This window comes from Duganella callida (genome assembly GCF_004614165.1).
Taxonomy (GTDB): domain Bacteria; phylum Pseudomonadota; class Gammaproteobacteria; order Burkholderiales; family Burkholderiaceae_D; genus Rugamonas; species Rugamonas callida.
The window spans coordinates 1-14,480 of sequence record NZ_SPVG01000099.1 but is presented as its reverse complement, the minus strand read 5'-3'; the positions used below and the strand labels follow the sequence as shown (position 1 = coordinate 14,480).

General features: G+C 68.9%; 9 protein-coding genes. 3 read left to right on the top strand and 6 right to left on the bottom strand.

Annotated features, from left to right (window positions below; genetic code table 11):
* Nucleotides 1–3,479 (bottom strand): DEAD/DEAH box helicase (locus tag E4L98_RS10565; protein WP_135201524.1); only part of this gene is annotated, 3,479 nt, incomplete at its 3' end.
* A 107-nt stretch (nt 3,480–3,586) separates the two neighbouring features.
* Between E4L98_RS10565 and E4L98_RS10560 the strand changes: the two genes are divergently transcribed.
* Complete coding sequence (locus E4L98_RS10560; RefSeq protein ID WP_135201523.1) at nt 3,587–7,318, top strand: ATP-binding protein; 3,732 nt, start codon at nt 3,587–3,589, stop codon at nt 7,316–7,318.
* A 6-nt stretch (nt 7,319–7,324) separates the two neighbouring features.
* Here E4L98_RS10560 and E4L98_RS10555 read toward each other — a convergent pair whose 3' ends face one another.
* Both E4L98_RS10555 and E4L98_RS10550 read right to left on the bottom strand, forming a co-directional pair.
* The gene (locus E4L98_RS10555; protein WP_135201522.1) at nt 7,325–8,284 is read right to left on the bottom strand and encodes a GlxA family transcriptional regulator; all 960 of its coding nucleotides are present in this window, start codon (nt 8,282–8,284) and stop codon (nt 7,325–7,327) included.
* Nucleotides 8,281–9,261, bottom strand: coding sequence for an SLAC1 family transporter (locus E4L98_RS10550; RefSeq protein ID WP_135201521.1), 981 nt, complete (start codon nt 9,259–9,261; stop codon nt 8,281–8,283). Before E4L98_RS10550 ends, E4L98_RS10555 begins: the two co-directional genes overlap by 4 nt.
* 216 nt (nt 9,262–9,477) lie before the next feature.
* On the opposite strand from E4L98_RS10550, the gene E4L98_RS10545 reads away from it, so the two are divergent.
* Nucleotides 9,478–10,572: an alkene reductase gene (locus E4L98_RS10545; protein WP_135201520.1), complete on the top strand. Its 1,095-nt coding sequence runs from the start codon at nt 9,478–9,480 to the stop codon at nt 10,570–10,572.
* A 5-nt stretch (nt 10,573–10,577) separates the two neighbouring features.
* Complete coding sequence (locus tag E4L98_RS10540; RefSeq protein WP_135201519.1) at nt 10,578–11,462, top strand: LysR family transcriptional regulator; 885 nt, start codon at nt 10,578–10,580, stop codon at nt 11,460–11,462.
* Here the strand turns inward: E4L98_RS10540 and E4L98_RS10535 are convergent.
* From E4L98_RS10535 to E4L98_RS10525, 3 genes are all read right to left on the bottom strand, one after another.
* Entirely contained in the window at nt 11,451–13,679 is a 2,229-nt protein-coding gene (locus E4L98_RS10535) for a xanthine dehydrogenase family protein molybdopterin-binding subunit (protein WP_135201518.1), read from the bottom strand. The two genes, E4L98_RS10540 and E4L98_RS10535, sit on opposite strands and share 12 nt — an antisense overlap.
* The gene (locus E4L98_RS10530; protein ID WP_135201517.1) at nt 13,676–14,137 is read right to left on the bottom strand and encodes a (2Fe-2S)-binding protein; all 462 of its coding nucleotides are present in this window, start codon (nt 14,135–14,137) and stop codon (nt 13,676–13,678) included. Before E4L98_RS10530 ends, E4L98_RS10535 begins: the two co-directional genes overlap by 4 nt.
* Nucleotides 14,137–14,480: c-type cytochrome (locus tag E4L98_RS10525; protein ID WP_135201516.1), on the bottom strand; the 344-nt coding region annotated here is incomplete at its 5' end. The genes E4L98_RS10525 and E4L98_RS10530, both read right to left, overlap by 1 nt.

Genomic DNA, 14,480 nt, shown 5'->3' with positions numbered 1-14,480 from the left:
GTGCGCAGCACCAGCGGCGTGCTGCGCACCGGGCCGCCGCTGGCGCTGGCCGGCGCGCCGACGCGGGTCCAGACGATTTTGCCGGCGCGGCACAAATCGTCCAGCCACAGCGAGGAATAGTCCTTGACGCGCGCCGCCAGCAGCTCGCTTTCCCAGGCGCCGGCGGCGGCTTCAAAGCCTTCAAGCTGCGCCAGCGCCTGCGGCAGCGCGTCCTCGCCCTGCAGTTGCGTGTCCGGCGCCAGGTGCTGCCACTCGAACAGGAAGCGCATGAAGTCCTGGCGCTCGACCGGTTCGATCTCGCGCCGCAGGCTGCGGATGGTGTAGCGGTGTATCCGCGCCAGCAGATGGCGTTCGCACCATTCCTCCGCCGTGGTGCCGGGCGTGAAACGGCCGCGCATGACGTAGCCCTCGCTCTCCAGCTGCGTCAGGGCGATGGTGACGGTGGAAGCGCTCAGCGCCAGCGGTCCGGCTATCGCGGCCACGGTCTGCGGGCCGAAGCCGCTCAGCCGCGCGCGCAGAATCTCGACCAATGCCGTGTCGCGCGACCACTCCTCGCCGTTGTCGCGTGCTTGCAGCGGAGGCGTGGCGCCGGCGTCCGGATAGGCCGCCTGTACGCAGGGCAGGCGTTCCAGCGCGGTCCACAGATCGGCATCGCGGCTGCGCAGGCGGGTGGCGCGACCGCTGTCCGCCAGCGATTGCAGCCAGCCCGGCCAGCCTTCCCGCGCGGCCGCTTCCGCCTGCGTGATCGCGGCCAGCGACATGAGGGCTTCCTGCATCTCGTCGCTGTTGCGCGGTGACGGCCAGGCCTCCCCGGCCACGGCGGCGATGGCGCCGCTGTCCAGCGCGCCCAGGTCGTCGGTGGAGGCCGGATCGGTCCAGCGGCGGTTCATCACGGCCTGGGTGCGGCGCTCTTCCAGCGGCGCGTCGTCGAGGAAGGCGTAGGGGCGGGCGTTGAGAATTTCCATCGCCAGCGGCGACGGCGCCGGCAGGTCGCGTGACAGCAGGCGCACTTCGCCCGCTTCCATGCGGCGCAGCAGGGCCAGCCAGGCTTCGCTGTCCATGGCCTCGTGCAGACAATCGTCCAGCGTCTGGTCGACCAGCGGATGGCTGGGCAGCTCGCGTTCGCCGACGATGTTTTCCAGGCAGGCCGCCTGGTCGGGGAAGACGGCGGCCAGCAGGTCGTCGCTCTTCATGCGCTGCAGTTGCGGTGCAACCTTGCGGCCGCCGGTGAAGCGCGGCAGGGCCAGCGCCGTGGTGGCGTTCCAGCGCCACCGCACGTTGAACAGCGGCGCGTCCAGCAACGCCTGGATCAGGATGTGCTCGGCCGTGGCCGACTTCAGATAGCGCCACACCTCGTCGAGCGGAAAACTGTGACTTTCCGATAGCGACAGCACGATCGCATCCTCGGTGGCCGCCGCCTGCAGCTCGAAGTTGAAGGTGCGGCAGAAGCGCTTGCGCAGCGCCAGTCCCCAGGCGCGGTTGACGCGGCTGCCGTAGGGCGCGTGGATCACCAGCTGCATGCCGCCCGATTCGTCGAAGAAGCGTTCCATCACCAGCGTGTCGCGGCTGGGCAGGGCGCCCAGCGCGGCGCGCGAGCGGGCCAGGTAGTCGGCGATCTGGCGCGCGGCGTCGTCGCGCAGGCCCAGGTGCTCGCCCAGCCAGCCCACGACGCTTTCGATCGCGGCCTCGCCGTCCGGCGCGGCGGCCAGCAGATGGTCGATTTCCGCGCGCAGGCGCGCCACGCCGATCGACAGTTCATCGGTGCGTCCGGGCGCCTCGCCGATCCAGAACGGGATGTTGGGCGCGGCGCCGTGCGCGTCCTCGACCCGCACCTTGCCGGACTCGATGCGCTGGATGCGGTAGGATGTGTTCCCGAGCTGGAAGACGTCGCCGGCCAGGCTTTCGACCGCGAAGTCCTCGTGCACGGTGCCGATGTTCTGGCCGGAGGGCTCTAGCAGCACGGTGTAATCGGCGTTGTCCGGAATCGTCCCGCCCGACATCACGGCCGTCATCTTGCCGCCGCGCCGTCCGCGCAAGGTGCGGCTGACGGTGTCGTGGTGCAGATAGGCGCCGCGCACGCCCTGGCGGCTGGTGTAGCCGTCGGTCAGCATGTGCAGCACCTCGTCGTAGCGCCGGCGCTCCAATCCGGCATAGGGCGCGGCGCGCCGCAGCAGATCGAACAGCGCGTCCTCGCCCCATTCGCGGCACGCGACTTCGGCCACGATCTGCTGCGCCATCACGTCCAGCGGCGCGGGCGGCACGCGCAGGGCGTCCAGTTCGTCGCGGCGCACGCAGTCCAGCAGCGCCGCGCATTCGACCAGGTCGTCGCGCGAGGTGGGGAACAGCCGCCCCTTGGGCATGCCGCCGACGTAGTGGCCGGAACGGCCGACGCGCTGCAGGAAGGAGGCGATGCTGCGCGGCGAGCCGATCTGGCACACCAGGTCGACGTCGCCAATGTCGATGCCCAGCTCCAGCGAGGCGGTGGCGATCAGCACCTGCAGTTCGCCGCGCTTCAGGCGCTGTTCGGCGTCGAGCCGGGATTCCTTGGCCAGGCTGCCGTGGTGCGCCGCCACGCGCTCGCCGCCCAGGCGGTCGGCCAGATGGCGCGCCATGCGCTCGGCCATGCGCCGCGTGTTCACGAAGATCAGCGTGGTGCGGTGCATGACGGTCAGCTCGGCCAGGCGGTCGTAGACGCGCTCCCAGACGTCGTTGGCCATCACCGCCTCCAGCGGTACCGGCGGCAGTTCCAGGTTCAGGTCGCGCGCGCGCACGTGGCCGACGTCCACCACCGCGCAGTCGCGGCCGGCGCCGGCCAGGAACTGCGCCACCGCCGATATCGGCTTCTGCGTGGCCGACAGGCCGACGCGCACCGGCGGCCGGCCGCACAGCGCATCCAGCCGCTCCAGGCTGAGGGACAGATGGCTGCCCCGCTTGCTGCCGGCGACGGCGTGGATCTCGTCGACGATCACCGTGCGCACCTTGGACAGCATGGCCCGGCCGCTGTCGGAACCCAGCAGCACGTACAGCGACTCCGGCGTCGACACCAGGATGTGCGGCGCGCGGCGGCGCATGGCGTTGCGCTCGGCCTGGGTGGTGTCGCCGGTGCGCACGGCGGCGCGGATGCCGTGCGGCGGCAGGCCGTGCGCCTCGAGCGCGCGCCCGATACCTTCCAGTGGCGCCAGCAGGTTGACGCGGATATCGTTGGACAGCGCCTTCAGCGGCGACACGTACAGTACCCGTGTCTCGTCCGGCAGGGGCGCGGCGGCGCTTTCGCGCACCAGCGCGTCGATGGCGGCGAGGAAGGCGGTCAGGGTCTTGCCGGAACCGGTGGGCGCGGCGATCAGCGTGGTCTGACCGGCCTGGATCAGCGGCCAGGCGCGGCGCTGCGCCTCGGTCGCCTGCGCGAACGCGGTATCGAACCACTCCGCCACGGCGGGATGGAAGCGATACTGGCCGGCGGCTTTGGGCGCTTTCGTCATAGGCAGGCAAATGGGGGCGGCGGCGCCAAAGTCAAATCGGCGCTGCTGCCGGGCTGAACATGATAGGCTAGAAATATTGTTATTCATGAATTTTACTGCGTCCGCCCATGACACTGTACGCCGCATCGTCCACCAATCTCCCGCGCTTCCTGGCGGCCCCCGGCGAGCTGGGCGCCCTGATCTGGGCGCACGACTGGACCGCCACCCCGCTCGGACCGATCGGCGCCTGGCCGAACAGCCTGAAAACCGTGATCAGCCTGATGCTCAATTCGCCGCAGCCGATGTGGCTGGGCTGGGGCGAGGAAGTGACGTTTTTATACAACGACGCCTACATCGATGTGCTGAGCAAATCCAAGCATCCGTGGGCGCTGGGGCGGCCGATGATCGAGGTCTGGGCCGAGATCTGGGAGGTGTGCGGCCCGCTGGTGGACCGGGTGTTCGGCAATGGTGAGGCGGTCATGGCTGACGACACGCGGCTGTTCATGCGCCGCGGCGACATCCTGGAAGAGGTGTTTTATTCGTTTTCCTATAGTCCGATCCGCGACGAATCGGGCAATGTGGCCGGCCTGTTCTGCCCCAATCTGGACGTCACCAGCCGCCACCTGAACGCGCGCCGTCTGCGCACGCTGTCGGAACTGAATGCGCGCACGCTGCAGGAGAAGACGCTGCACGGCGCCTGCGCGATCGCCATCGATGCGATTTCCGGCAACCCGGATGACGTGCCGTTCGCTCAGCTGTATCTGGCGGATGGCGACGGCGCGGGTCGGCTGCAGCAGGCCACGCATGCGCAGATCGACGGTGCGCGCAGCTTGTTCCAGGTCGATGCGGTGATCGCCGACCTGGCGCCGCGGCGCGTCGCCTGGGATGCGGACGCCGTCCCCGCCGGACTGCCGCCCGGTCTGGCGCAGCAGTCCTTGCGCGAGGCGCTGGTCCTGCCGCTGCTGGCGTCGGGCGCCACCCAGGCCGCCGGCGCGCTGGTGCTGGGGGTAAGTGCGGCGCGTCATCTGGACACCGATTACCGCAGCTTCCTGGAACTGCTGGCGACGCAGACCGGCAATGCCATCCTCCAGGCCCGCGCCGCCGAAGACGAACGGCTGCGGGTGGAGATGCTGGCCGAGGTGGACCGCGCCAAGACCCAGTTCTTCGGCAATGTCAGCCACGAATTCCGCACCCCGCTGACGCTGTTGTTGGGGCCCGTGCAGGATGCGCTGCAGGATACCGGCGCCGAACTGCCGGTGGTACAGCGCCAGCGCCTGGAGATCGTCCATCGCAACGCACTGCGGCTGCAAAAGCTGGTCAACACGCTGCTGGAATTCTCGCGCGTGCAGGCCGGCCGCGCGCAGGCGCATTTCGCCGCGGTCGAACTGGGCGCGCTGACCACCGACCTGGCCAGCAGCTTCCGTTCAGCCGTCGAAAACGCCGCCCTGACACTGGACGTCGATTGCCCGCCGCTGGCGCAGCCGGTGTATGTCGATCCGTCGATGTGGGAGAAGATCGTGCTGAACCTGGTGTCGAACGCGTTCAAGTTCACCTTCGCAGGGGGCATCCGCGTGCGCCAGCGCATCGCCGGCGGCCAACTGCGGTTGGAGGTGGCGGACACCGGCACCGGCATACCGCACGATCAGCTGCCGCATCTGTTCGAGCGTTTCCACCGCGTGGAGGGCGCGCGCTCGCGCACGCACGAGGGCTCGGGCATCGGCCTGGCGCTGGTGCACGACCTGGTGGCGCTGCACGGCGGCCAGATCGGCGTGCAGAGCGAAATGGGCAGCGGCAGCATGTTCAGCGTGACGATCCCGCTGGGGCACGCGCATCTGCCGGCCGCGCAGGTGGACACGGCGCCGGTCCACCGCCAGCCATCCGTGCCGGCGGCATCGGCGGCGGTGGCGGCCTATGTGGCGGAAGCGGAAGGCTGGGTGCAGCAGGACGCGGCGCCGGTCGAGCAGGGCGACCGCCACGGCCGCCTGCTGGTGGTGGACGACAACGCCGACATGCGCGATTACCTGCGCCGCCTGCTGCAACCGCACTGGCAGGTGCAGGTCTGCACCAATGGCGTGGAAGCGCTGGCAATACTGGCGCACGAGGTGCCGGACCTGATCCTGTCCGACGTGATGATGCCGCAGCTGGACGGCTTCGGCCTGCTGGCGGCGGTGCGCAAGCAGCCGGCCACGCGCGATATCCCGTTCATCATGCTGTCGGCGCGCGCCGGCGAGGAGGCGCGGCTGGAAGGATTGCAGGCCGGCGCAGACGATTACCTGGTCAAGCCCTTTTCCGGCCGCGAACTGCTGGCGCGCATCGAGGTGCTGCGGTTGCGCCAACGCGTGCGGGTCGTGGAAAATGCCGCCGCGCGCCGGCTGCAGAGCATCTTCAGCCAGGCGCCGGTGGCGATCGCCATCCTCAATGGGCCGGAACACGTGTTCGAACAGGCCAACGATTACTACCAGCTGTTGGTGGGGCCGCGTCCGCTGCTGGGCAGGAGCGTCCGCCAGGCGTTTCCCGAACTGGCGGCGCAGGGCATCTACGAACTGCTGGACGGTGTGCTGTCCAGCGGCCAGCCCTACGTCGGCCGCTCGGTGCAACTGATGATGCAACGCGCGCCGGACCAGCAGCCCACCCAGTGCTGCTTCGATTTCGTCTACCAGCCGCTATTCGACGAGGAGGGAAACCCGCAGGGCGTCGCCGTGGTGGCGTTCGAGGTGACCGAGCTGGCCAGGGCCAAGCTGGCGGCGGAAGCGGCCAACCGCGCCAAGGACGAATTCCTGGCCATGCTGGGCCACGAGCTGCGCAATCCGCTGGCGCCCATCGTCACCGCGCTGCAACTGATGCGCATGCGCGGCGGCGACTACGCGCTCAAGGAACGCGCCGTGATCGAACGTCAGACCAGGCACCTGGTGGCCTTGGTGGACGACCTGCTGGACGTATCGCGCGTGGCCGAAGGCAAGATACAGCTGCACCGCGAGGTGGTGGAAATGGCGGATGTGGTGACGCGCGCGATCGAAACCGCCAGCCCGCTGATCGAGCAGAAGCGACATCAGTTGACGGTTGAGGTGCCGGCCACCGGCCTGCCGGTGCTGGCCGATCCGGGGCGCTGCGCGCAGGTGCTGGCCAACCTGCTGAACAACGCCGCCAAGTACACCGAGCCGGGTGGCGCCCTGGCCGTGCGCGCGCGGCGCGAGGGCGGGCAGGTGGTGGTCGACGTGTCGGACAACGGCATGGGCATTTCGGCCGAGATGATCGGCTCCGTGTTCGAGCGCTTCACGCAGGCGCGCCAGGCGTTGAGCCGCTCGCAGGGCGGGCTGGGCCTGGGGCTGGCGATCGCGCGCAGCATGATGGAGCTGCATGGCGGCAGCGTCGAGGCGCGCAGCGACGGCGCGGGCAGGGGCAGCGTGTTCACGGTGCGCATGCCGGCCTTGCAGGAGCGCGGCGCCGAGAGCGGTGGCGGCGCGGAGCGTGCGGCGCCGGCGCCGGCGCCGCACGGTCTGTCGATCCTGGTGGTGGACGACAACGAGGATGCGGCGCGCGCGCTGGGCGAGGGCCTGGAACTGCTGGGCCATACGGTCAGGGTGGTGTTCAACGCGCCCGACGCGCTGGCGCTGGCGCCGCAGTTCCGGCCGCAGATTGGCCTGCTCGATATCGGCCTGCCCGGCATGGACGGCTACGAATTGGCGATGCGCCTGCGCGAGCAGCCGGGGGCCGGCGCGCTGCATCTGTTCGCGGTGACGGGCTACGGCCAGGATGCGGACCGCCAGCAGGCGCTGGCCGCCGGCTTCGAATCGCACCTGACCAAGCCGGTGGACCTGTGCCGGCTGGACGCGCTGCTGCGGGGCGTGCGCGTGGCCTGAGTCGCGTCAGCCGACGCGGAAGCTGTCGCGGTACTGGTTGGGCGTGACGCCGAAGCGCTGCGCGAACACCAGCCGCATGCGTGCCGCGCTGCCGAAGCCGCAGCGGTAGGCGATGGTCTTCAGCGGCAGCTCGCTGCCTTCCAGCAGATTGCGCGCGGCGTCGGCGCGGGCGCGCTGGACGAATTCTGCCGGCGTCACGCCCATCTCCTTGACGAACTGGCGGGCGAAATTGCGCGTGCTCATGCCGGCGACATCGGCCAGATGTTCGACCGACAGCGCCTGCGCCAGATTGTCCATCACATAGCCCTGGATCACCGTGGCCAGCGCGTCGGGCGCGGTGGCTTCGCTCAGGTAGGGGCTGAATTGCGACTGCCCGCCCTGGCGCTGCGCCAGCACCAGCAGGCGCTTGGCCGCGGCCAGGGCCACTGCGGGGCCGTGGTCTTCCGCCACCAGCGCCAGCGCCAGGTCGATGCCGGCGGTGACGCCGGCCGACGTCACCAGGCCGCCGTCGCGCACATGGATGCGGTCATGTTCGACCTGCGCCAGCGGAAAGTCGGCCGCCAGTCTGGCGGCATCCGACCAGTGGGTGGTGGCGCGCCTGCCGTCCAGCAGGCCGGCGCGGCCCAGCAGGTAGGCGCCGGTGCAGATGGAACCGTAGCGCGGCACCTGCCGCGCCACCTCGCGCAGCCAGGCGGACAGGCGGGCGTCGTTCTGTTCGTGCGCCAGATGCGGGCCGCCGGCGGCCAGCACGATGTCGTAGTCGAGGCCGGCCTGGGCCAGCTCCAGATCCGCCACCAGCAGCTGGCCGTTGGAGGCGCGGATCGGCGAAGGCACGGTGCCTATCGTGACCAGGCGGTAGCCCTGGTCCGGCGGCAGGAAGCCGTTGGCCTCGGCGAAGACATCCATCGGTCCGGAGACGTCCAGCGACTGCACGCCGGGGAAGATGACGAGCGCCAGGGCTTTCACGATGGGCGTCCCGCGACGACAGGTGCGGCCGGGGCCGTCGGCAAGTAGGCGCCGCGCGACAGCAGGCGCAGCGAGCCCCAGGCCACATACAGCACCAGCAGCAGGGTGGCGCCGAAAGCCGCGGCGGCGACGGTTTCCAGTATCGCGTTGTGTACTTGTTCCGACATCAGCATCAGTCCCTGGGCCAGTGTGGCCAGGCCGAAGGTGTAAGCCCAGTAGCCCGGAGCGAAGTCCTGCTGGCCCAGCCACGGCATGGCCAGCGCCAGAGCGGCGAACACGAACAGTGCGTAACCTGCCAACGCATACATGACGGCGGTGCTGGCGTCAGGACCGCTCAACACCTGGTAGGCCACCAGGGCCACCACCGGCGGCGCGCTGTAGATACCCATGAAGTTGCGGGTCTTGTCCGCCAGGCCGCCGCTCATCAGCTGGTGGGTGATGGACGAATCCAGGATCAGCCACGAGATGCCGCCGATGCCGAACAACATCCAGCCGTAGTCGGTGTAGCCGAAGATGCCGGCGGCCAGGGCGTTTACCAATATGCTGGCGGTGTAGGGCAGGTACAGCGGCGGCACGATCTGAGCAGCCTCGCGCTGGCGGCTCCAGTTGGCGGCCAGGCGCCAGGCGCCATACGCCAGGTTGGCGGCGGAGCCGATCCAGAACAGCGGCGCCGCCACCGTCGGCGTGTACGGCTGCAGCGCCAGCGCGATCAGGATCACCGATTCCGGAATCAGCGCCAGGAAGGCCGATTGCACCGGATCGCGGGTTTCGGCGGCCGCCGCGGCCCGGTGCGCCATCCATTTGTGCAGGTACAGTGCGCCGAATGCCAGGAAGGAGAGAATGGCCAGCGCCTGCAGCACTTCGCCCGCCAGCGGCGGCAAGGCCCACAGCTTATGGGCGAAACGCCAGGCGTTGCCGGTTTCGGCCAGTCCGAGCGTCAATGCAAAGAAGGATGCCGGTAACAGTTTGGTTTTCATGATGGCAGAGGAAAGGAGTGATCGATGAATCGATTTTAGGTGCGAAAGCTGCCGGCATAAATAAAGACAAAGGATCGAATCCGGCCAATGTAGCACCGATTTCCGCCGACGCGCGCTTTTGCGTCTGACGCAAAGGTATTCGCGTCCGGCGCTGTCTTATCGCCGCGTCTCGGCGCCGGTAAAGTGGCTGCATCGTTCAACTCACTGGAGCCATCCATGTCCAAGCTGCTGCAGGCCGTCACCATCGGCGATCTGACCTTTGCCAACCGCGTCGCCATGGCGCCCATCACGCGCGCACGTTCCGGCGCCGATGGCGTGCCGGTGGCGCTCAACGCCGAATACTATGGCCAGCGCGCCAGCGCGGGCCTGATCATCACCGAAGCCACCAATGTCTCGCCGAATTCCGCCGCCTTCGAGCTGGCGCCGGGAATCCATAACGAAGCCCAGGTGGCGGGCTGGCGTCGCGTCACCGAGCAGGTGCACGCCGCCGGCGGCAAGATGTTCATGCAGCTGTGGCACAGCGGCCGCGTAAGTTCGTACGCGCTGCTGAAGGGCGCCGAGCCGCTGTCCCCCTCCGGTTACAACGACGATCTGGGACTGCTGCAGGTCTACGGCGCCATGGCCAACGGCTATTACACCCGCATCTATGCGTCGCCGTCGCGCGCCATGACGAATGAGGAGGTGTATGCCGCCATCGCCGAATTCCGCCGTGGCGCGGAGAATGCGAAGCGCGCCGGACTGGATGGCGTCGAAATCCACGCCGCCAACGGCTATCTGCCGCAGCAGTTCCTGTCGCCGCTGGTGAATCGGCGCGGCGACGAATTCGGCGGCAGCTTGGAAAACCGCGCCCGCTTCCTGCGCCTGGTGATCGAAGCGGTGCTGGAGGTGTTCCCGAAAAACCGTATCGGCGTGCGCATTTCCCCCTTTGCGGCGTATAACAACGCCACCGATCCGGATGCGGCTGAAACCTACGGCTACGTCGCGCGCATGCTGGACGAATACGGCATCGGCTACATCCACGGCGCCGACACCAACGCCTGGGGCGGCACGGCGGATATGCCGAACATCCTGGATATCATCCGCTCGAATTACCGCGGCACGCTGATCGCCAACGCCGGCCTGACGCCGGAACAGGCGCAGGCGCTGGTGGAGGACGGCAAGGCCGACATGGTGGCGTTCGGCCGGCTGTACGTGGCCAATCCCGATCTGGTGGCGCGCATCGCCGCCGGCGGCCCGTACCACACGCCCGACCCCTTCTCGTTCTACGGCGGCACGGAGCGCGGCTATACCGATTATCCGGCGCTGGGCTGAGCGCCATGGACCGCTGGCAGGCGATGGAAACGCTGGTCCACGTGGTGGAGGCGGGCTCCTTTTCGGAGGCCGCCCGCCGCCTGAACGTCGGGCAGCCCGCTGTTTCGAAAGTGGTGGCGCAGCTGGAATCCGGCCTGGGCGTCAAGCTGCTGCTGCGGTCCAATCGCGGCCTGGCGCCGACCGAATCGGGATTGGCCTATTATCAGGGCGCGCGCCGTGCGCTCGACGCGGCGGCGGAAGCGGACAACAGCGCGCGCGGCGCCAGCACCGGCCTGGGTGGCCGGCTGGTGGTGTCGGCGCCTGTGACTTTCGCGAGGCTGCACGTGATGCCGTACCTGCAGCGCTTTCTCGACCAGCATCCGCAACTGAAACTGGACGTGGTACTGGACGACCGCAATATCGACCTGATGGAAGGCGGCGCCGATCTGGCGCTGCGGATCGGGCCGCTGATCGATTCGGACATGACGGCGCGCCGCATCGGCCGCAGCCCGCGCGCGGTGCTGGCGACGCCGGCTTACCTGGCACGCTTCGGCACGCCCCGGCATCCGTCGGAGCTGGTGGCGCACCAGGCCATCGTCTACAGCCGCCCGGGCAGCGGCAAGACTTGTCTGTTCCAGCGTGACGAGGAACAGGAGCCGGTGTCGCTGGAAGGCCGCATGCGGGTGTCAGCGGCGGAAGGCGTGCGCGCCGCCGTGCTGGCCGATATGGGACTGGCGGTGGTATCGGAATGGATGTTCGCGCCGGAACTGGCCGATGGCAGGATCCAACGCGTGCTGGAAGACTGGACTTTGCCGGACGTGGACCTGTGGGCGGTGTTCCCGTCCGGCCGCAAGGCCAGCGCCAAGGCGCGGGCGTTTGCGGCGTTCATCGAGGAGCTGCTAGCTCTTTAAATGCGGACCGGCCAGCGGCAGATCGTACAGCCGCCTGCCGGTGGCATCGGCCAACGCGTTGCCCAATGCTCCCGCCATCGGGCCCTGTGCCGCCTCGGCCACGCCCAGCAACGGCGCGCCGGGGCGGTCGATCAGGATCACTTCCACTTTCTCCGGCACGTTCGAATAGCGCATGATGGGGTAGGCCGCCCAATCGACGCTGGTGATGGCGTCCGGCGTGAACTGCAGCTTTTCATACAGGGTCCAGCTGGACGATTGCAGGATGCCGCCTTCGATCTGATTGCGGATGCCGTCCGGATTCACGCCCTGGCCGCAATCCACGGCCGCCGTCACGCGCAGGATATGCACCGCGCCGGTGCTGCGCTCGACGCGCAATTCCACCGCCAGCGCCACATACGCCATGATGTTCTTGTACTGGCCAAAGGCGAAGCCGTAGCCGTGATCGCGGCGGCGCTCGCGCTGGTTCCAGCCGAACGCCTGGGCGGCGCGCTGTATCACCTCGCGGCCGCGCGCGTCGTCGAGATGGCGCAAGCGGAATGCCACCGGATCGGCCTTGGCTGCAGCGGCCAGTTCGTCCATCATGCCTTCGATGGCGAACAGGTTGATGTGAGCGCCCAGCGAGCGCATGGCGGAGGTACGCAGCGGCGTCACCGGCAGGAAGTGGTTGGTGACTTTGGCTTTCGGCAGCGTGTACAGCGGAATCGCATTGCGGTCGCCGCCGCCCTCCGGCATCGGCATCGGTTGCGACGGGCTGGGGACGAACGGTTTGGCCAGAAGTTGCGCCGGTATCAGCTTGCCGGCGTTGCCGGGACGTTCGTTATGCGAGCCGCTCCACAGTTCGTACTGCCAGTCGCAGATCCGGCCGGCGGCGTCCAGCGAGGCGGCCAGCGCGGTGCTCATGGCCGGCGCGTAGGGCTCCCATTGATTTTCCTGGTCGCGCATCAATTGCACGCGCACCGGCCGGCCCGGCATGACGCGCGCCAGCAGGGCCGCATCGGCGGCCACGTCGTCGGCGCCATTCTGGCCGTAGCAGCCGGCGCCCTCGGTATGCACGCAGCGCACCGCGTCCAGCGGCATGGACAGCATCTCGGCCAGCGCCGCGCGCAGCGGATAGACGCCCTGGGTATGGGTCCAGACGGTCATCGTGCCTTCCTCCAGCAGCGCCACCGAGCAGGATGGACCGATGGAGCCGTGCAGCACGTACTGCTTGGTGTAGCGGCGCTTGAGCGTGGTGACGACATCGGCGGCGGGACCGCGCTGGTCGGCGATGACGATATCCTGCGCGGGCAGGGCGCGCAGCGTGGCGTGGATGCCGGCCGCTTGTGGCAGCGTGGCGCCGCGCGACCATCTGGCGCTGGCGTACAGCGCACGCATGGCCAGCACCGCCAGCCATTCGTCCTCGGCGATGACGGCCAGATAGTTGCCGTCCACGTGGACCTTCAGCACGCCGCGCATGCGGCGCGCGGCCTCGATATCGGCCGACAGCAGGCGTGCGCCGTACACCGGCGGACGCACCACGCGCGCATGCACCATGCCCGGCAGGCGCATGTCCTGCACGTAGGCGGTGCCGCCGGTCAGCTTGGCGGGGATGTCGACGCGCGGCAGCGAAGCGCCGATCACCTTGTAGCTGTGGGCTTCCTTGAGCGGCGAGCGCACCTGCGCCATGCGGTGCAGGTCGACGCCGCGCACCGCTTCGCCATAATGCAGCTTGCGACCGTCCGGCGCGATCACCACGCCGTTGCTGGTCCGCAGATCGGCGGCGTTCACTTTCAGCTGTGCCGCCGCGCCCTGCACCACCAGCGCGCGCACCTGCGCCGCCGCGTTGAGCAGGGCGGTGCCGCTGTCGGCCATGGTGTGGCTGCCGGCGGTGAAGCCCTCATTCGGCGTCAAACCGGTGTCGGCGGTGACGAAATTGATGGCGGCCGGCGCCACGTCCAGCTGCTCGGCCGCCACCTGCAGCAGCGCGGTGCGCACGCCGGTGCCCAGTTCCACCTTGCCGGTGAAGACTGTGATCTTGCCGTCCGGCGCGATTTTGATCCAGGCGTCCAGCATCGGCGTGCGCTGCAGGCTGCCCGCCAGATCCTTGTTGGCGATGGGCGGCACGCCCATGCCGTTGAATTCGGCCAGCGCGCGGCGCGGCAGCAGCGTGAAGCCCAATACCAGCGCGCCGGCGCTGAGGACGGCGCGACGGCGCAAATCGACAGTCTGTTCTTTCATGCCCTGCCTCCGTCGGCCACTTCTTTGATGGCGGCGATGATGCGCATGTGGGTGCCGCAACGGCACAGATTGGGCTCCATGTAGGCGCGGATCTGCGCCTCGGTCGGATGCGGATGCTGCTCCAGCAGCGATTGCGCGCGCACCACCATGCCGGCGATGCAGTAGCCGCACTGCGCCGCCTGGTGCTTGATGAAAGCTGCCTGCAGCGGGCCCGGATGGGCGGCGTTGCCCAGTCCTTCGATGGTGCGCACCTTGCGGCCTTCACAGGCCGATACCGGCGTGATGCAGCCGAATACCGGCTGGCCGTCCAGCAGCACCGTGCAGGCGCCGCACTGGCCCATGCCGCAGCCGAATTTGGCGCCGTTCAGTTCCAGCTGGTTGCGCAGGGCGTACAGCAGCGGGGTGGAGGGATCGATGTCCAGCGTGTGGCGGACACCGTTGACGATCAGGGTGCTCATTATGGATTCTCCTTGCGGATGGCGGTGACGCGCTGGCCGACATCCTTCCAGGCCGGACGATGGGCGATGTCGGCGCGGATGTAGTTTGCAATGTCGGCGATCTGCTCATCGGTCAGCGTGGCGGCGAACGGCGGCATGAAGGTGGCGGGATGCGGCTCCTTCCACGGCACGCCGTTCAGCACGATTTGTATCAGGTTGTCCGGGCGGTCGCCGGCGACGGCGGTGCTCAACGCCAGCGATGGCCGGCCGCCGGTGGCGATCATCGGCGCCGCCGTACTGTGACAGCCGGCGCAGGCGCCGGCGAACAGCGCCGCGCCTTGCGGCATGCGGGCCTGGCCCTGTC